This is a genomic window from Microbulbifer mixtoriginis (SeqCode) (genome assembly GCF_052466695.1).
The window spans coordinates 1,614,478-1,632,836 of sequence record NZ_CP174285.1; the positions used below are offsets into that span (position 1 = coordinate 1,614,478).

General features: G+C 48.0%; 12 protein-coding genes and 1 pseudogene. 9 read left to right on the forward strand and 4 right to left on the reverse strand.

Going from position 1 to position 18,359, the window contains the following annotated elements:
• Positions 1 to 374: 374 nt before the first annotated feature.
• Entirely contained in the window at positions 375 to 1,946 is a 1,572-nt protein-coding gene (locus ACJJI0_RS07000) for a DUF1254 domain-containing protein (RefSeq protein WP_444885283.1), read from the forward strand.
• Here ACJJI0_RS07000 and ACJJI0_RS07005 read toward each other — a convergent pair.
• Complete coding sequence (locus ACJJI0_RS07005; protein WP_444885284.1) at positions 1,940 to 2,956, reverse strand: AraC family transcriptional regulator; 1,017 nt, start codon at positions 2,954 to 2,956, stop codon at positions 1,940 to 1,942. The genes ACJJI0_RS07000 and ACJJI0_RS07005 overlap by 7 nt on opposite strands.
• Positions 2,957 to 3,066: 110 nt before the next feature.
• Between ACJJI0_RS07005 and ACJJI0_RS07010 the strand changes: the two genes are divergently transcribed.
• Entirely contained in the window at positions 3,067 to 4,596 is a 1,530-nt protein-coding gene (locus ACJJI0_RS07010) for a flavin-containing monooxygenase (protein WP_444885285.1), read from the forward strand.
• 322 nt (positions 4,597 to 4,918) lie between these two features.
• Here the strand turns inward: ACJJI0_RS07010 and ACJJI0_RS07015 are convergent, their stop codons facing one another.
• The 3 genes from ACJJI0_RS07015 to ACJJI0_RS07025 all read right to left on the reverse strand — a co-directional run bounded on the left by ACJJI0_RS07015 (position 4,919) and on the right by ACJJI0_RS07025 (position 9,180).
• Positions 4,919 to 6,931 carry an alkyl/aryl-sulfatase gene (locus ACJJI0_RS07015; protein ID WP_444885286.1) on the reverse strand — a complete coding sequence of 671 codons (2,013 nt, stop codon included), beginning with the start codon at positions 6,929 to 6,931 and terminating at the stop codon, positions 4,919 to 4,921.
• Positions 6,932 to 7,212: 281 nt separating this feature from the next.
• On the reverse strand, positions 7,213 to 8,367 hold the full coding sequence (locus tag ACJJI0_RS07020) for an acyl-CoA dehydrogenase family protein (protein WP_444885287.1): 1,155 nt from the start codon (positions 8,365 to 8,367) through the stop codon (positions 7,213 to 7,215).
• Positions 8,368 to 8,670: 303 nt separating this feature from the next.
• On the reverse strand, positions 8,671 to 9,180 hold the full coding sequence (locus tag ACJJI0_RS07025) for an Lrp/AsnC ligand binding domain-containing protein (protein ID WP_252085528.1): 510 nt from the start codon (positions 9,178 to 9,180) through the stop codon (positions 8,671 to 8,673).
• A 141-nt stretch (positions 9,181 to 9,321) separates the two neighbouring features.
• Between ACJJI0_RS07025 and putA the strand changes: the two genes are divergently transcribed.
• The 7 genes and pseudogenes from putA to ACJJI0_RS07060 all read left to right on the forward strand — a co-directional run bounded on the left by putA (position 9,322) and on the right by ACJJI0_RS07060 (position 17,836).
• A complete protein-coding gene (gene putA, locus ACJJI0_RS07030; protein ID WP_444885288.1) occupies positions 9,322 to 12,468 on the forward strand; it encodes a bifunctional proline dehydrogenase/L-glutamate gamma-semialdehyde dehydrogenase PutA in 3,147 nt (1,048 codons plus the stop codon).
• A gap of 457 nt (positions 12,469 to 12,925) precedes the next feature.
• A complete protein-coding gene (locus ACJJI0_RS07035; RefSeq protein WP_444885289.1) occupies positions 12,926 to 15,184 on the forward strand; it encodes an nSTAND3 domain-containing NTPase in 2,259 nt (752 codons plus the stop codon).
• Positions 15,185 to 15,336: 152 nt separating this feature from the next.
• Positions 15,337 to 15,540 carry a transposase gene (locus tag ACJJI0_RS07040; protein ID WP_444885290.1) on the forward strand — a complete coding sequence of 68 codons (204 nt, stop codon included), beginning with the start codon at positions 15,337 to 15,339 and terminating at the stop codon, positions 15,538 to 15,540.
• Positions 15,541 to 15,683: 143 nt separating this feature from the next.
• A pseudogene (locus tag ACJJI0_RS07045) lies at positions 15,684 to 16,280 on the forward strand (IS3 family transposase); the annotation flags it as partial.
• Positions 16,281 to 16,283: 3 nt separating this feature from the next.
• Complete coding sequence (locus tag ACJJI0_RS07050) at positions 16,284 to 16,661, forward strand: hypothetical protein (RefSeq protein WP_444885291.1); 378 nt, start codon at positions 16,284 to 16,286, stop codon at positions 16,659 to 16,661.
• A gap of 114 nt (positions 16,662 to 16,775) precedes the next feature.
• The gene (gene ybiA, locus ACJJI0_RS07055) at positions 16,776 to 17,333 is read left to right on the forward strand and encodes a riboflavin biosynthesis intermediates N-glycosidase (protein ID WP_444885292.1); all 558 of its coding nucleotides are present in this window, start codon (positions 16,776 to 16,778) and stop codon (positions 17,331 to 17,333) included.
• A gap of 131 nt (positions 17,334 to 17,464) precedes the next feature.
• Complete coding sequence (locus ACJJI0_RS07060; protein ID WP_444885293.1) at positions 17,465 to 17,836, forward strand: VOC family protein; 372 nt, start codon at positions 17,465 to 17,467, stop codon at positions 17,834 to 17,836.
• Positions 17,837 to 18,359 lie beyond the last annotated feature (523 nt).

The window sequence follows — 18,359 nt, forward strand, 5'->3', positions numbered from 1 at the left end:
TGGAAAATTAAGCCAAAAAAGGCTTTTAGAAGTAGCGGCTAATATAATCAGACCAACGCTTGGTTTTGATCATGAAGAGTCTTGCGGGATTCACTTGGCTTTTAATTTCATGCGGCACAAATAGTTTCACTGGAAACAATATAGGCAAAGCAGAAGCCGATTTATTGGCTTCTAGCCGACGCAAAAACCTGAACCATCAGTCACTAAATGTTTCCCAGGATGTGCTTGCGTCGATAGTTTTTTGAACCGCATTCCGGTCAATGCATCTCGCTACAGAAGTTGTAAACGATAAAGATGATTTATGTGATTTGCAGCCCGAGTTTTTACTGCATCAGTCTTATGAGCTGTCATAGAAAATCAAAGAGGAATTGAGATTGAACAGTTGGCCATTGCCGCTCACCCACCAGCCGCAAAAATCCAACATAACCTCGCGGATGATTTTTCTCACTCCATTAATCCTCACTGCGCTATTGCATCCTAACCTAAGCGCTGATGTGAGTAGGGAGTCTGTAGAATCCATCAGTACACCAGATAAAGTAGAAAGCAGCATTGGGCTGCTCAAGTTTCGCGATGGCGCCCCTTATCCCGATACGGCAGAGAAACTCTACGACTACCTGGATCATATGCGTGCAGTAGATAGCTTCTTAAAAGGCATTCAAGGGGCCTCGGTGCACGGATTAATGAAAGGCGCTCGTGAGCTGGGAGCTAAAGCCGCCAATGAGGTTTTAATCTTTGATCGGCTGATGAATTCTGAATCTCTATTTCTAACCGGAAACACATCGACGATTTACACCCTCGCCTTTCTGGATCTCAAGCGCGATGGCCCCACTGTGCTGCATTCACCACCAGGGGTTTCGGGAGCATTTAATGATGCCTGGTTCCGCTATGTGGAGGACATTGGTCGCTCCGGGCCAGATAAAGGGCGCGGCGGTAAATATCTGGTTCTTCCGCCAGACTACAAAGGCAATCTGCCCTTTGGGTATTTTCCCGTCTACCCTCGCTCTTTTCGAGTATGGGTATTTATGCGCTCACCTGGGGAACAGCCATTGGAAGCCGCCGCCCAAAGTGTCAAAGACCACCTCAGGATTTACCCCCTCTCTAGAAAGGGAACCCCCCCGCCGATGGTGTTCATTAGCGCTTCGGGCAAGGCCTTCAATACCATTCATCCCAACAACTACAAATTTTATAAACACCTCAATGAAGTCATTCAGTACGAATGGATTGGCATGCTGAACCCGGAAACTCGCGGCCTGTTTGCCTCTATTGGTATCGAAAAAGGCAAAGCGTTTAGCCCCGATGAACGCATGACCAAGATCCTTACCGATGCCGTTGCCATCGGCAATGGCATCGCCCGCTCTATCGTCTGGTATCCCCGCACCGACAAATCCCTTGCCGATATCAAGATCTACCCCGGCACCGACAGCGCCTGGGTAATGGCATTTCCCGGCAAGAATATTTTCTTTAATGGCCCCGATGGCAAAACCATCAATAGCGATGCACGGGTCAGCTATTTCTACCCCTACACTGGGGTAAGTCCGGCAATGATTGCTCTTGAGCCCGGCAAGGGCTCTGATTACGCCATCGCCTTTGTCGATGAAAATAAGGAGCCCTTCGATGGCGCCAAGAAGTACAAACTGCACTTACCGCCGGAGGTGCCTGTCAACGCTTTCTGGGCCGTTAATATCTACGACAGCCAGACCCGCTCACAGCTCAAGACAAGCCAGAAATTCCCCTCGGTAAGCAGCCAGAGCAAAGGGATCAAACAAAATTCCGACGGCTCTTACGATATCTACTTTGGTCCCCAAGCCCCCAAGGGCTTCGAACACAACTGGCTGGAGACAGTGCCGGGCAAGGGGTTTTTTGTGATATTGCGACTCTATGGCCCCCTGGGGCCCTGGCTGGAGAAGACCTGGCGCCCAGGAGAGGTTGAGCCCACAGACTATTGATCGGCAGGGGCCAGCCGGCGACGGTAGTTACGCGGCGTATCCGAAAACCACCGCCGACAAGCGCGCTGAAAAGTGCTCTGCTCCGCATATCCCAGCAGCCCGGTAATCTGTCCCAGAGCCAGCCCGGTATTTGCCAAGTACTCCGCAGCCATCTCCCTGCGCACCAGGTCCAACAAGGCATCAAAGCGCAAACCCTCACCTGCCAGACGTCTCTGCAGAGTACGTGGGTGCAGGCTTAAGTGGGCCGCGACCACCCCCACCTGATACTGGCCGATAGGCAGCAATTGCCGCATCAAGTCCCTAACCTGTGTACTCAAAGAGGCATCGGCAGAAACAGACTGCTGCTCTAAATAATTGATGGCCAACCGTTTGGTAACCGGATCGGCACAAGCGAGCGGAGTATCCAGCTGCTGTGCCGGGTACTCCATGGCGCAGTAACCGGAAAGGAATTCCACCGGGCAGGAAAAGTATTCAAAGTAATCGGCGGGATCGGTCAGAGCGGCATGTGGCAACAGAACTCGCTGCGGTGCCACATTCGCGCCCATCAGCATTTGCAACATCACCAGCGCATTCCCCAAGGTTTGCTCATGGATCTGGTGAAAGCACGATAAAGCCGGATCAAGTTGATCGAATACCAGGCGCTCTAAAGTACCACCAGGGACCGATTCAATCCGCAAGTGAATAGCGGGGCTGTGTAATGACATAAACCTAGCCACCGCCAGAATCGCCTCTCTGGCCGAAGTGGAGTTGCAGGCTATCACCGCAATCCCCCCCAATCGATCGACACCCTGTCTTACTGCCAGACGAAGGGCAAAGTCAGCGCACTGTAACCGCTCGGCGGTTAGCTCCAGCAAGCGCGCTACATCCAAGTGTGACAGCAAGCGGCTATCCGATATGACAATATCCTCAGGAAGACTAAATTCCGTAAGAAATGTGCGGGCATCTCCTCCAAGCTCCGATGCCAGTTCGCTATACCCCGTAAGCACACTGGCTCGTATCAAACTACCCATTGCTCCTCCAGGCGCCAGCTGACGCCTCAAGATAATTTTTTGTCGCAATGTAGCAATAAAAAGGCTCCACATCTACGCAGTCTATTGCGTCTAAAGACACAAGAAGGATGATGATTTTGCAACCACTTCACTTTGATGTGCTAATTATTGGAGCCGGGCTTTCCGGTATCGGAGCCGCCTGCCACCTGCGCCGCGAATGCCCCTCCAAGAAAATTGCCATCCTAGAGCGTCGCTCTCAAATCGGAGGCACCTGGGATTTATTCCGCTACCCAGGTATTCGTTCGGATTCAGATATGTTCACCTTTGGCTTTGACTTCCGCCCATGGCCGGGACTGAAAGTACTGGCTGATGGACCCTCTATCCGCCAATACCTCATTGATACTGCAGACGAGTATACAGTTAGTAGAGATATTCACTTTAATGTCGACCTCCTCAGCGCCAACTGGGATAGCCAAAAAGAACTATGGATTCTGCAGGGAAGCAATACTCAGGGCGGCAAACCCTGTTACTACAGCTGCAAGTTTTTAATCTCATGTACCGGGTATTACGATCATTCCCAGGGATATCTCCCAAAAATTCCTGGTGCCGGACAGTTTCAGGGTGACTACATCCACCCCCAGCACTGGCCGGAAGAACTGGATTACCAAAACAAAAAAATTGTTGTGATTGGCAGTGGTGCCACCGCTATTACCCTGGTACCCGCCCTGGCTGATCAAGCCAAGCATGTCACCATGTTACAGCGATCCCCTAGTTATGTTATTTCCGTACCCGCGTTTGATAAACTCTCGGCACTGTTACTAAAGTTTCTACCAAAATCCTGGGTGTTTAATTTTGCGCGCTGGCGAAATATAAAAATACAACGCTGGCTCTTTAAGGCTTCTAAACGCTGGCCACATTTTATGCGCAAACTGTTCCTGCGGGGTGTTCGCAAAAACCTACCCAACGACTTTGATATGCGTCACTTCACACCGAGCTACAGTCCCTGGGATCAACGTATTTGCGCAGTGCCCGATGATGATTTCTTTGCAGCAATAAAATCAGGCAAAGCCTCAGTAGAAACTGGGGAGATAAAAGCCATTGACAAACAGGGTATCGAGTTGGAATCAGGGCAACAGATCGATGCGGATATCATTATCACAGCTACCGGATTAAATATCCAAGTGCTCGGAGGCATGCAGCTGAGTATTGATGGCAAGAAAGTACCCATCAGTGAGAAGCTCACTTACAAAGCTGTGCTCTTGGAAGGTGTCCCCAATATGTCTTGGGTGTTTGGATATACTAATGCCCCCTGGACCCTAAAAGCAGATATCTCTGCCCGCTACATCTGCCGTTTAATCAATTATATGGATGAACATCAGTATGAGATTTGTTTGGCGGAAGATAACGAGGCCTGTGCTGAAATCAACTCTGTGATGAGCAGCCTGAGTTCCGGTTATGTCAGAAGAGGAAATCATGCCCTTCCCCGCCAGGGCAATAAATATCCGTGGCGCCTACTGAACAATTACGAACAGGATTGCAAAATTTTACTACAGGGATCTATTGCGGATGGAATCCTTACCTTTCAGAAGGGAAAAAATGCTATAGAGCCAGAAACAACACGATTAACAAGCAATCAAACAGAGGAAATCGCTACTCATTGAACCTCACTTACAAATATTAAAAATCAACTTTTCATCATGGGCCACACATCTTTTTTAATACACCTTCGCTATAGAAATTAGATAATGTGGCCTTACAAGCCCACACATAAACAGTCAGAGTAAAAATCACCATGAATTAAATCTTTATATTTTATCTCCAAGAAACTCTAAAGTTCGCAATCTCTTCCAGAGCACCATTACCTTCAAGCATTTCTACCCAGGTGCTTCATCCATAAACACTCCGAATGAAGCCCGGAAGATTGAAAACACAAAGATCTACATAACACTAAACCATCTCCAACAAGAAGTATAAGAAATGGCATTACGGCTGTTCCGCTGGAGCATTTATATTCATAGGTTCTGGAGTAACCAGATTCCACCAAAAATCAAACTTATCCATAAGGGAAAGCAATACCTTTAATTGCCCCACATCCCCATCAATTTTCACCGCACCTTCATTCATTTTTTCCTCTATAGAGGATGCGCCCAGGATAATATCGTTGAGATCATTGCGATTAAGAGTAACGAAGCTTTGGGGCTTTTCTATTGGGGGGCCGTAGTTGAGCACAGCATTCTCAAGCACAAGAGAGTAAGCTTCCTGTATGTCCGGCAAACTAATATTAATAGCAATCTGCTTCCCGGTGGCCTTGGGACCATTTAATCGAATCCCCAGGTAATCAAAAATAAGTACGGTAGGCATACTGCGGATTGTATCGGCGCTTGCTGTTAATGGTACTGGCAATCGCTCTATACCATCGCGCAACTCCCTGGCGCCACTTAAAAAAAAGTTTCTCCAGGTTCCATTTTCTTGTTGGTAACCCATCTGCTCCAGCGCATTCGCCAGCAGATCACGTGCGGCGCGGTTATTAGGCTCAGCAGAAACGAGCTTATCCAACACCTCCGCCACCCAGCGGTATTCTCCAGCCTCATAGTCCTTTTTGGCTTGTTTTATGACATTAGCGGCCCCACCCATATATTGGACGTATTTTTTACCCGCAGCAGTGGGTGGCATCGGGTAGAGACGCGCTGGATTTCCATCGAAAAACCCAAGGTAATAGTTCCATACCGCGCGGGTATCGTGATTGACACTGCCGTAATATCCACGATTGGCCCAGTATTGGGAAAGCTCTGGGGGCAGTTGCATTAACTCAGCAGTCTGGACCATGTTATAGCCATGATTAGCCAATCGCAGGGTCTGGTCATTGAGGTACTTATACAGGTCGCGCTGCTTTTTCAAATGATTGACAACCTTCTCCTGCCCCCAGGTGGGCCAGTGATGCGGAGCAAAGAGCACCTCAGCCTGTCCTCCCCAACGCTGAAGTGTTTCATTGAGATAGCGAGACCAGGCTCGGGCATTGCGCACCTTGGCACCGCGCAGGGTGTAAAGGTTATGCAGAGTGTGAGTGGCATTCTCAGCAGCAGTAAGCGCCTTCAATTCGGGAATATAAAAATGCATCTCCGCTGGGGCTTCGGAGCCCGGTGCCATCAAAAACTCAAAAGTGAGGCCATCAATTTTTCTGGTTTCACCAGTTTTACTGATCGTATCGGTAGGCTCAATCAGAGTGACGGTACCTGTGGAGGTTTCCAGCCCCAACCCCGACCCCAAAGTACCCATCGGGCCTTTGGGTATAAGGTTGCCATACATAAAACTGGCACGGCGTGCCATATGATTACCGGCAAACACATTTTCACTGACCGCCTCAATTAAAAAATCTTTGGGCGCGATCACTTTCACCTTGCCAGAGTTTACTTCCTCCTCATTAACTACCCCACGTACACCGCCGTAATGATCGACATGGCTGTGAGTATAAATCACTGCCACTATCGGTTTATTTCCCCGGTGCTCACGATATAAATCCAAGCCGGCTTTTGCGGTTTCCGTAGAGATTAAGGGATCCATAACAATGACCCCAGTATCCCCTTCAATAAAAGTGATATTGGAAAGATCTGCACTGCGTACCTGATAAATACGCGGAATCACTTCATAGAGACCGCCCTGGGAAATTAACTGGAGCTGGCGCCAGAGGCTTGGATTAGCGGTGGCTGGGGCTTGCTGGTCATTCGCGAATTGGAAGGCCTGCAGATTCCATACTTGATTGCCTTTTTCATTGTTGATAATACCGTCATTCAAAAGCGGGGCAATAAATCCCCTTTTTACATCGGCAAAATCCTCTCGATTGGCAAAGGGCAGCTCTTTCAGCACTGCCTGATTTGCTTTTTTTGTAATCACGCTGGCAGGCTTTGGCTCGTACGCCAACAGTAAACTGGGAATGAATAACAAAAAAAATAAGATCAGAGCGCCATTTCTAGCAATAGCACCTCGGTTTTTTTTCATTTTTCTCACCCGATATTAAATTGCGCCAAACCCTGTAGTGGATCTGCCGATTAGTAAAAAATAATGGTTGAGAGCAAAGTGGAAGAAGAGGCTCTTCTGTAGAGAATAGGAAGGATTATAGGCTGGCAGAGGAAGGTCGTTAGTCACTAGCCCCGCTATGAAGGGCGGGGCCAGCCAGGGTGTCCTGGCTGGGACACTATAAGGTGCGGCTCCGGGGGCACTGGGCAAGTCGGAAATAGTCCACCTCCCCAGGGCCACAAGTCACTGGCTACATAAATCCATCAACGCACATCGAGTAGATGCCGGGCGATAATCAGGCGTTGTATTTCGCTGGTTCCCTCGTAAATAGTGGTAATGCGTACATCGCGGCTCATACGCTCCAGCGGATACTCGCGGGTATAACCCACCCCACCGTGAATTTGTAGGGCCAGGTAGCAGGCTTCATTGGCTTTTTCACTGGCAAACAGCTTGCCCATAGAGGCCGCAGGGCCGAATGCCTGACCGGCATCTTTTTGCCATGCGGCTTGTAACAACAGCAAACGAGCACCTTCCAACTCGGTATATTTATCAGCCAGTTGCCACTGCAAACCCTGGAATTGCGCCAACTTCTTGCCGAATTGCTCGCGCTCGTGCATATAACTGCGAGCGCAGTCCAATGCCTCAAGACCGATGCCCAGCGCTAGTGAGCCGATACCAATGCGCCCACCGGCCAACTCGCCGGCGGCAATGCGGAAACCGCGGTTCTCTGCACCCAACAGATTGGCGGCGGGGATTCTGCAATTGTCGAAGGAGACTTCATTGGTGACAGATGCCTTCTGCCCCATCTTCTCCTCGGCCTTACCGATAATCAGACCCGGTGTGCCAGCCTCCACCAGGAAGCAACTAATGCCTTTGCCTTTGGCCGCCTCGGGATCGGTTACTGCCCAAACTACAAAAATGCCAGCGAACTCAGCACTGCTGATAAACAGTTTGCTGCCACTGAGCACATATTCGTCACCGTCTTTCACGGCGCGGGTGCGCATGGCTGCGGCATCGGAACCTGACCCCGGCTCTGTCAGGCAAAAAGAACCCGCGGCATATTCACCGCTGCAAATCTTGGGTAAATACTTTTGTCGATGCTCTTCATTGCCGACGGCCTGGATGACCTCGGCCACCATATTGGTAACAGAAGTGGTCGTAGCCGTGGAACTGCAGCCGCGGGCGAGCTCGGTAATCGCCAGGCTGAAAGCTATGGTGCCGGCACCGGTGCCACCGTAGTTGGGATCGATATTGATCCCCATAAAACCCAGTTCAGCCAAGGCTTTCAGCTTGGCCAGCATCAACTCGCGGTTACCGGTTTTATCGAGCTCTGCGGCGATGGGCTTCAGTTCGCTCTCGGCAAACTGACGCGCCGCATCCTGAATCATCTGCTGCTCTTCGCTCAGTGAAAAATCCATACAGTACCTACTTTATCGTTATCGCGGTTGGATGGGCGGCACAGGGCACCGCTCACTCATAATGTTGAGGATAATAAAATCCTGGCAGACATTGGTTGTCAATTCGCCATTTTCCCCTGGGAAATCTGCAATCAATAGAAAGGTTTGCGGTGCTGGGAAGTGTTTAGGTGTGTAGCCCTGTTCGAGCTTATCCCGGAAAGATACCTAAGAGTGCTCTCTCCCCCACCGTCTCGGCAACCTTGTTTGTTTATTATCTGCCAAGTGGTGAGCGTTTCGGCCATCCTTGACCGTTCAAACGCAGGCCTAGCGCCTGGTAGTTTTACCTTTAGGCTCTGGATCAGGTACCGCCACGGCAGTATCTGTTTTTACTTCCTCCATCACCACATAGGTGTGGGTTTCCCGTACACCCGGTACCGAGGCCAGCTTCTCACCGAGAAAACGGCGGTAACCCAGCATATCCTTAATGCGAATCTTCACAAGATAATCAAAGCCGCCGGCCACCATATGACATTCCTGCACTTCCTCAAGGCCTGCCACATGCTGGTTAAAGGCCTCCAGGGCCTCGGTAGCGGTGTTATTCAACGTCACCTGGATGTATACCACCAAGCCGGCATGAACCTTGAGAGGGTCCAGCAACGCCACATAATCACGGATAAAGCCCTCTCGCTCGAGGCGCTTGACCCGCTCCAGGCAGGGGGTGGGACTGAGGTTCACACGGCGCGCCAACTCTACGTTTGGCAGGCGGCCATGCCGTTGAAGAATCCGCAGTATTTGGCGATCGATACGATCCAGATCTTCCAACTGTCGAGACATTACAAAATACCCTACTGGCAATCACGCATTTAGGCGTGATATTTAACCACAACCGTCGCCAAAATGGCGATTAATTCTAAGCACTTTCGCACATAATCCGGTCTTTTATTCTGACCCTAGATATAGAGCTTGGGAGACGATATGTCGACAAACTTCGCCGGAGATCTCCAGAATGCCCGAGAGCGGGCACACGAGTATTTGCACGCCGACGAAAACCAATGTGTTAGCGAGCTCCTGGCCGCCCCCCGCCCCAGTGACGCCCTGCGCAAGAAAATTCTGAACACCTCGCGCGAGCTGGTGCGCCACTCGCGCCAGCAGCGCAGCAAGCGCGGTACTCTCGATGCCTTCCTGCAGCAGTTCGGCCTTTCCAATAAAGAAGGCGTGGCACTGATGTGCTTAGCGGAATCCCTCCTCAGGGTTCCCGATGCTGATACTGCCGACAAACTGATTGCCGAGAAAGTGCATTCCGGCAACTGGTCCAGCCATCGTGGCCAGTCAGATTCTCTGTTTGTGAACGCATCTACCTGGGGGCTGATGCTCACCGGCAGCGTGGTCGAGCTGGACCCGGATATTACCGAGCGCCCCTCTCACTGGATGAAGCGCCTGATCAGCCGCATCGGCGAACCCATGGTGCGCACCTCTATGATGCAGGCCATGAAAATTATGGGCGGCCAATATGTATTGGGCCGCACCATCGAAGAAGCCCTGAAGCGCGGCCCCAAGGAAAACCTGCCCGGCACCCGCTTCTCCTTCGACATGCTCGGCGAAGGTGCGCGCACCATGGCCGACGCCCAGCGCTATTACGACGCCTATATGATGGCCATCGAAGCCATCGGCAAAGACAACAGTAAACGCGATGTCGTCGAAGCTAACGGCATCTCTATCAAACTCTCCGCCCTGCACCCCCGCTACAGCGTATTGCAGCGCGAGCGTGTAATGGGCGAACTGCTGCCGCAGGTTAAACGCCTGTGTGTGGCCGCCGCCAAATACGATATGGGCCTGAATATCGATGCGGAAGAGGCCGAGCGCCTAGATATTTCCCTGGATATTTTTGAAGCCCTGGCCCGCGACCCGGAACTGAAAGATTGGCAGGGCCTCGGCTTTGTTTTGCAGGCCTACCAGAAGCGTGCCCCCCATGTGGCCGACTGGCTGATTGCCCTGGGCCGCGACACCGGCCGCAAGCTGATGGTGCGCCTCGTTAAAGGTGCTTACTGGGATAGCGAAATCAAGCACGCCCAACAAATGGGCTTGAGCGATTACCCGGTGTACACGCGCAAATGCCACACCGACTTGTCCTACCAAGTGTGTGCAAAAAAACTGCTGGACGCGGAAGAAGCGATTTACCCGCAGTTCGCCACCCACAACGCCTATACCGTGGGCCTGATTTTGGAAATGGCCGGCGAGCGCACCAATTTCGAATTCCAACGCCTGCACGGCATGGGTCACCTGCTCTACGCACAGATCGAAGCCGTACACGGCAAGCGTGTACCCGTGCGGGTTTACGCCCCCGTGGGTGCCCACCGCGACCTGCTGCCCTACCTGGTGCGTCGCCTGTTGGAGAACGGCGCCAACAGCTCCTTTGTGAACCGCTTTATGGATGAAGACACACCCATTGAAGCACTGGTGCAGGATACCCTCGATTTAAGCGAAGCCTGCAACCCACTCCGCCACCCGCAAATTCCTGTACCGGAGAATATTTATATGGGCGCAGAGGCCCTGCCACGGAAAAATTCACACGGCATAGAACTGACCGACCCACTCGCAGTAGAACCCCTGTTGGAAGAAGTACAAAAACAACAGGGCAAGCACTTCCTCGGTGGCCCTATTGTTGATGGCGTAATGGGCAAGTCTGAAGAGCCGGTTTACAACCCAGCCAGCGGCGAAGTAATCGGCCATACCGCCAATACCGACAAACATTTAATTGAGCGGGCCTACGCCTCCGCCACCGAAGCGCAGATCGACTGGGACCGACAGGGTGGCAACAGCCGCGCTGAGATTCTCGATCGTATCGCCGACTTCTATGAGAAGAAAACCAACGAACTGGCAGCCATTATCTGCCTGGAAGCGGGCCGAACTCTCAACGACGGCATTAGTGAAGTGCGCGAAGCGGTAGACTTCTGCCGCTATTACGCCAATGCCGCGCGCCAACACTTTGCTGAGCCCACCGAGCTGCCCGGCCCTACCGGTGAAAAGAACCAACTGTTCCTTGGCGGCCGCGGCGTATTTGTGGCCATTAGCCCCTGGAACTTCCCCCTGGCCATCTTTACCGGCCAAGTGGTTGCCGCCCTCGCCGCCGGTAATGCCGTACTGGCCAAGCCCGCCGAGCAAACCCCCATCATCGCCGCGCACGCCGTGCGTATCATGCTCGACGCCGGCGTTCCCCCCAAGGTACTGCACCTGATAACCGGTACCGGCGCCGCCGTGGGTAAACTGCTGATCGAAGATCCGCGCCTGGGCGGCGTAGCCTTTACCGGCTCCACCGAAACTGCGCGTCTGATCAACCAACAGTTGGCCGCTAAAGAGGGCCCGATCGTGCCGCTGATCGCCGAAACCGGCGGCCAGAATGTCATGGTCGTAGACTCCACTGCCCTGCCCGAGCAGGTAGTGGACGACGTGATTCAATCTGCCTTCCTGAGTGCCGGCCAACGCTGCTCCGCCCTGCGTATTTTGTGTGTGCAGGACGTGATTGCAGATAACCTGCTCAATATGCTCAAAGGTGCCTGCGAAGAATTGACCCTTGGCGACCCCAGTAAACTGGAAACCGATATCGGCCCAGTGATCGACGAGAAAGCCCTGGGCTTGCTGGAAACCCACCGGGAACGTATGGCCAAAGAAGCAAAACCGCTATTTGCCTTCGACGAAAACAAAAAACCCGGCCAAGGCACCTTCTTCGGCCCGCAAGTGGTAGAAATTGAAGATTTCTCCCTGCTCAAGCGCGAAGTCTTCGGCCCCTTCCTGCACGTGGTGCGCTTTAAAGCCGAAGAACTGGAGGACGTGATCCGCCGCATCAACGCCACCGGCTACGGCCTCACCTTCGGCCTGCACTCCCGCATCGAAGGCCGCGCCGACGCGGTATTCAAGCGTGTGAACGTGGGCAACTGCTACGTAAACCGCGATATGGTCGGCGCAGTAGTAGGTGTAAACCCCTTCGGCGGCCAGGGCCTATCCGGCACCGGCTTCAAAGCCGGCGGCCCCCACTACCTGTTCCGCTTTGCCACCGAGAAAACCAAAACCATTAATACCGTTGCCACTGGTGGTAATACACAGCTGTTTAGCTTGGGGCAGTAAGCCTTCAGAGCTGAGAGAGCGGGCCAAGCCCGCTCTTTTTACTTCAAAATCACAATCACCTACCACCCCCTCCCCACCTCACAGCCCCACCCTATTTAGCCAAATCCACAAATGTCACTGTTAAATGGCAATAATGCTTAAAACAATGTAGCTACGGCGCTGTTCTCTAGATTTATCCAAGATGAAAAGCAGCTGCACATATCCACCGGAGCAACCAGCCAACTCATTGACCTCTAAAGTATTACCAGTAGGATCAAAAGCCACGAAATAACAAGATATATAAGGGGCTTCTTATATCTACATTCTGACGTTTGTACTAATTATGTCTAAAAGGCTGAATTTTCTGGTTTTTTTCGCCTGGCCAGTGGCTTATGGTGTTGGGATATATAAGTGGGGATATAATGCAGCTGCTTTTGAATACCTGTTAGATTTTTAAATACTACCCATAGGATGTTTCATGTTGGAATATGACTTCAGCAGCTTGAATGACAAGGAATTTGAAGCATTGGCAGTTGATCTGTTAAGTCAGCATTTTTCCAAACGTATTGAGAGATTCAAAGGCGGGCGAGATGGTGGAGTTGATGGGCGATTTTTCGCATCAAGTGGCAATGAAGTAATAATTCAGTGTAAGCATTGGTTAAATACTGGGCTTCAGGCATTGTTGAGAACAGTTGAAGCAAAAGAGCGTGCCAAGGTTGAAAAATTAAATCCAGAGAGATACATATTTGTCACGTCCCTAAAGCTTTCGAGAGCAAATAAGATACAGCTGAAGAATAAGTTTTCTCCTTACATTAGGCTCGACACCGATATTTTTGGTAATGAGGACCTGAACGACCTTTTGTCGAAGTATGCTGATGTAGAGAGGCGGCATTATAAGTTATGGATAACAAGTACCAATATACTCAGTACAATATTGAATGCGGGAATATTTGGTCGAAGTAAGCATAAATTAGAAGAAATTATCGCGGAATCAAATCGATACGTTGTTACATCTAACCATGAAGGGGCTTTGAAAAAGCTTGAAGACCTTCATTCTGTAATAATAACTGGCGAGCCCGGAATTGGTAAGACTACCTTAGCCGATCAGCTATGCAGCTTCTATGCCGCTAATGGGTTCGAATTTTGCTATATAGAGAACTCTCTAAATGAAGCAGAAAATATTTTCAATGAAGATGCTAAGCAGATTTTCTTTTTCGATGACTTTCTAGGTCGAAGCTATATTCTTGCTCTTGACATGCATCAAGATTCACACGTCGTAAATTTTATTAAGAGAGTCGAAAAGTGTGAAAATAAACGATTTGTTCTTACTTCAAGGTCTAACATTTTAAACCAAGGGAAACGTTTGAGTGACTTTTTCGAAGTAAGACATGTAGACAGAAATGAATACGAGATCAACATTTCTTCAATGGGGGAAATGGATAAGGCGAAAATCTTATATAACCATATATGGTTTGGAGATCTCGAAAATGAGTATATTGAAGAGATCTATAGGGATCGCCGATATTCTCGCATAATTAGGCATAGAAACTTTAATCCGCGACTTATTGCATTCATAACAGATTATCATCGCGTCTCTAAAATACCGCCAAGCAAATACTGGCGTTATATTGAGGAGACTCTTTCAAACCCTAAAGATATATGGAGGCATGTGTTTGAAAATTCAGTAAATGAATCTAGCAAGCACATGACTATTGCAATTGCTATTCAAGGAAAGGAGATTAGAGACACTGAATTGAGAGATGTTTATAGCCGTCTCGTTTCACACAAGTATATTCCATGTGGTTCAATAAGCTACGAAGCTGCAGTAAGACTAATGACAGGAGCATTGACAAACAGAATTGTTTTAGATGATGGTAGTGTGAAACATAGCTTGTTCAATCCATCTATCGCTGATTATGTGATGGCGAGCTATATGTCAGACTTCGAATATATAGATACACTACTAACCTGTTTGAATGCAGCAGAGGCAGTAGAAAATATCTATAGTTTTCACAAATCAGGGGGTGTTGATGCTGATTACTTTACTAAGTTAGTAAATAGTCAAATACACCGATTTTCTATAAGTACCGACGCAAAGATTGTGAGTAGCTACAAGCTAAAGGTCGTATCTTACCTTTCTAACGGCTTTGAAGTCGAACACAGAAATATCGAATACCTATCAGACTTAGGAAGAAATGCAGTTGATGACAATGTTGGTCTATACGGAATAGACTATTTCAACTTTATGCACTTCCTCATTTCGAAAAGAATGGTAAATATATCATCGGCGCAATTCACCAAGAGACTGGAATACTGGATTTTCGAGTATGAGAAAGGTGAAGAAGAAATGATAGTGATTTCTAAAATACTCAAGCTCGTAGATTCAAATCATGAAGAGTATATTCAGAAAATCAAAGCGGATTTCATTGACATGTGCTCATCGGAAATTACAGATGAAATCATATCAAATGGATTGTTCGAAGATATTTATAACTTCGAAGACTATTCAGAATTTATGTTGTTAGATTATGTGAGTGATAAGCTTTCCACATTAGAATTTGAATTTAAAGACATAGAAGTTCAGGCTGTTTGTGATAACTTCGATGTTCATCATGTAATCGACTATAACCGCGAAGCGAGTATTGAAAGTCAAAGGGATTATGCGGCGTATGCTGAGCAAAAAGATAGTGTTGATTCTTCAGCTAATCAAATTGATGACCTTTTTGATCGAGGCTAATGTAAAATCTAACAAGGCAATGAACTTCTCTCCAGCCACTTTGTGGCTTCCGCGGGACCTCCGGCCGGTTATTGCAGCGTTAAGCTTAAGACTTACCCACGTTTAGTAGACACCCTGTATAGTTAGGTTTAGGCCTAACACGGAGGTGTATCATGGGTAAGAAAAGAACTCAGGCGTATACGGAGGAGTTCCGTAGAGAAGCAGTTAAGAGAGCGGAAAAGCCTGGAGCAATAACGGCTTCTGTGGCACGAGAGCTAGACGTCAGCGCACAGCAGATCTACAACTGGCGTCGTCAATTTAATAGACTGTCTGATAAACAGTTTAATAGTTTAGACGGCGTCGACTATTCCAAATAGGAAAGTGCTGAAGTTCGTAAGCTCAAGAAGGAGCTGCATGAAGCTCGTCAGGAGGTTGAGTTTCTAAAAAAGGCAGCTGCGTACTTTGCGAACCATTAAGTGTAAAGTACGCACTGATACAATAGCATGTAGGGTCATTTCCGGTTAGCTTGATGTGTCGGTGTTTAGAAGTCTTAAGATCGGGTTATTATCGATGGCGGGGGCAGTTGCCACCTCCTCGCACGATTAGAAAGATACGATCAATCGAGAAAATTCGGGAGACATTTGCTAAATTTAAAGGTCGTTATGGAGCACCTAGAATCGCTTGCGAGCTTCGAGAGTTAGGTGAGCCATGCTCAAGGAACTATGTCGCTAAGCTTATGCAACAGGAACATATTAAAGCGAGAAACGGCAAAGGCTTTCGATATAGTCAGCCCGTAGAGGGGAATATCAATGTCGCTGCCAACCTACTTAAGCATTGCTTCGATGTGGATCGACCAAATTGCCGCTGGACCAGTGATATTACGTATATCTGGGTTCTGGAGCGGTGGTTGTACCTCGCGGTAGTTATGGATCTGTACTCTCGACGTATTGTAGGTTGGGCATTCGACTCCCAGATGACCGGTAAATTGACACGTCGAGCGTTGAAAATGGCTCTAGAGCGACGACAAATAAAGCCTGGACTAATAGTTCACTCTGACAGGGGTGTGCAATATGATGCTAGAGTGTCTACTTTTTGTGGGCAAGACCACTATAAGTAATTTATGAGATTGATACTTTATTCAGTTGAAGTTTTAATAGGCTATGGACCAGTAATAACATTCTGGCTCATAGGTATTGGTATGGGACTTCCGTATAGTATTGCTAGCATGGCTGAAGGAGAGCCAGTAGGGTTTCTGCTGTTTTCATCCCTTTTACTTGGGAGTGTTGGAATGTGGGGTATTATTCAATTACTTAAGAAGCTTATATGGAGAGATATAAATTATCCTATCCAGAAATACCGAATACATCTTTTAGTTGGTTGTATCTCTCTGGTTATAGCCAGTATTGGTTTCATAGGTGTGAATTATCTAATTCCAATCTACTTTGTAGTTCCAATATTAGTCACATGGCACCTTTACTACGTTTGCAAAAATAGTTAACAGTCAAAGCACCTGGACATGGTAAAGTTATCAGATTTTTTGTTCCAAAAATTACTAGCTTCACCATACGTGTGTTTGAAGTGTTATTCATCAAAACAACATATCGGATAAGACGTGAATATCGAGAATACAGAAGAGCTTATCAACTACCTTAACGATGGAAATGGGGTTAAATACGTTTTCTTTTGGGGACATAGGAAACCTAAAAACGGCGTATCAAAGTCTTGTTTCAGTCAGTGGTATGACTCCCCATTCAGCTCAGAAGGCAACGAGTTTCTTACGGCAGAGCATTTCATGATGTATGAAAAAGCAAGGTTGTTTGGAGACAACTCTGCAGCAGCAGAACTTCTTGAAGTCAAAGAACCAGGTGCAGCAAAGGCGATAGGTCGCAAAGTAGTTGGATTTAATCAAGATATATGGGACAAAGAACGCTTTGATATTGTTGTTCGTGTGAATTTCGCCAAGTTCAAGGATAATGATAAACTCAAGGAATTTCTTCTGAATACTGGCGATAAAATTCTTGTTGAGGCGAGTCCAGTAGATAAGATCTGGGGGATAGGTCTGGCAGAAGATGATGACAGATGCCAGAACCCTAATGAATGGAGAGGATTAAACCTCCTTGGTTTTGCGTTGATGGTTGTTCGTAATCAGCTTAGAGATAATGGTGCATAGCAAAGTAATGATGTTCACGCCGCTCCTTTGGGGCTGGGATTCAAACGTGGTGCAGCTCCGCCATTTTCGCACAGCCTTTATGCCTTTTTTCTTAGTGTTATTTGTCCAAAATTAATTTTTGAGGATATATTATGATAAAGCTTTCTGTGAGTATTGATGTTTCTAACCTTAAACAAGCTGAAAATTTTTATATTGAAGCTCTTGGCTGTAAAAAACTAAGAGACCAAGGTAGTATGTCAGTAATTTCTGTTGAAAATTGTGATATTTATCTGCAAGAGAAAGAAGCGGGATCAATTTCAGCCCCCACGGAGACAGCCAAGCGAAATTATTCTCGCCATTGGACCCCCGTCCATATTGACTTTCTAACAGAGAACATAGATGAAATAGTTGATCGAGTTCTTAAGCTAGGCGGGAAGCATGAAGGCGGTGAAAGTGGTGAATGGGGTTCCATTGCGTATTGTTCAGACCCTTTTGGTAATGGGTTCTGTGTAATTAATGAGTAAAACATATAACAGGCACTTTGAAAATCACTCGACTACGCTGCACAGAATGCTTGAAACTATCTCTTATTGAGTAGAGATCTATCATTTAGTTGAGGTAGGCGAAAATGCCGAAAATACTGAGCGAAAAAGTATTATTGAATACTCAACAGAGTTCAAAGTTAGAGCAGTAGCTTTCACTAATCAACTGAAAGTAGAAACGACTACTATCACCAATATCATTGGCCTGCATCCAGTAGGATGTATAGATGGCGATAGGAGAGCAGAGAAAGCAAGCTGATCGAGAAGCTCAATTGTAGAATAAATATAACGATAACAACGAAATCTTAATCTTATACTGATGATAAAGAAATAAAACGTCTAATAAAACAGATTAAAAAGTTACAGAAGGATAATAGTCTCCTAAAAAAGTGGAGAGCGCACCTGAAAGATCAAAAACTAAAAGATTTGTATTCGCTGCTTATAATCGGGGAGCCTTTAGTGTCAGGAACCTGTGTAGAAATTTGAATATTACACCTCAAGTTTT

Coding starts and splice junctions, on each gene's coding strand:
- ACJJI0_RS07005 (WP_444885284.1), bottom strand. CDS start 2,956: ATGGGTAGTTTGATACGAGCCAGTGTGCTTACGGGGTATAGCGAACTG.
- ACJJI0_RS07010 (WP_444885285.1), top strand. CDS start 3,067: ATGATTTTGCAACCACTTCACTTTGATGTGCTAATTATTGGAGCCGGG.
- ACJJI0_RS07015 (WP_444885286.1), bottom strand. CDS start 6,931: ATGAAAAAAAACCGAGGTGCTATTGCTAGAAATGGCGCTCTGATCTTA.
- ACJJI0_RS07020 (WP_444885287.1), bottom strand. CDS start 8,367: ATGGATTTTTCACTGAGCGAAGAGCAGCAGATGATTCAGGATGCGGCG.
- ACJJI0_RS07025 (WP_252085528.1), bottom strand. CDS start 9,180: ATGTCTCGACAGTTGGAAGATCTGGATCGTATCGATCGCCAAATACTG.
- putA (WP_444885288.1), top strand. CDS start 9,322: ATGTCGACAAACTTCGCCGGAGATCTCCAGAATGCCCGAGAGCGGGCA.
- ACJJI0_RS07035 (WP_444885289.1), top strand. CDS start 12,926: ATGTTGGAATATGACTTCAGCAGCTTGAATGACAAGGAATTTGAAGCA.
- ACJJI0_RS07040 (WP_444885290.1), top strand. CDS start 15,337: ATGGGTAAGAAAAGAACTCAGGCGTATACGGAGGAGTTCCGTAGAGAA.
- ACJJI0_RS07050 (WP_444885291.1), top strand. CDS start 16,284: ATGAGATTGATACTTTATTCAGTTGAAGTTTTAATAGGCTATGGACCA.
- ACJJI0_RS07060 (WP_444885293.1), top strand. CDS start 17,465: ATGATAAAGCTTTCTGTGAGTATTGATGTTTCTAACCTTAAACAAGCT.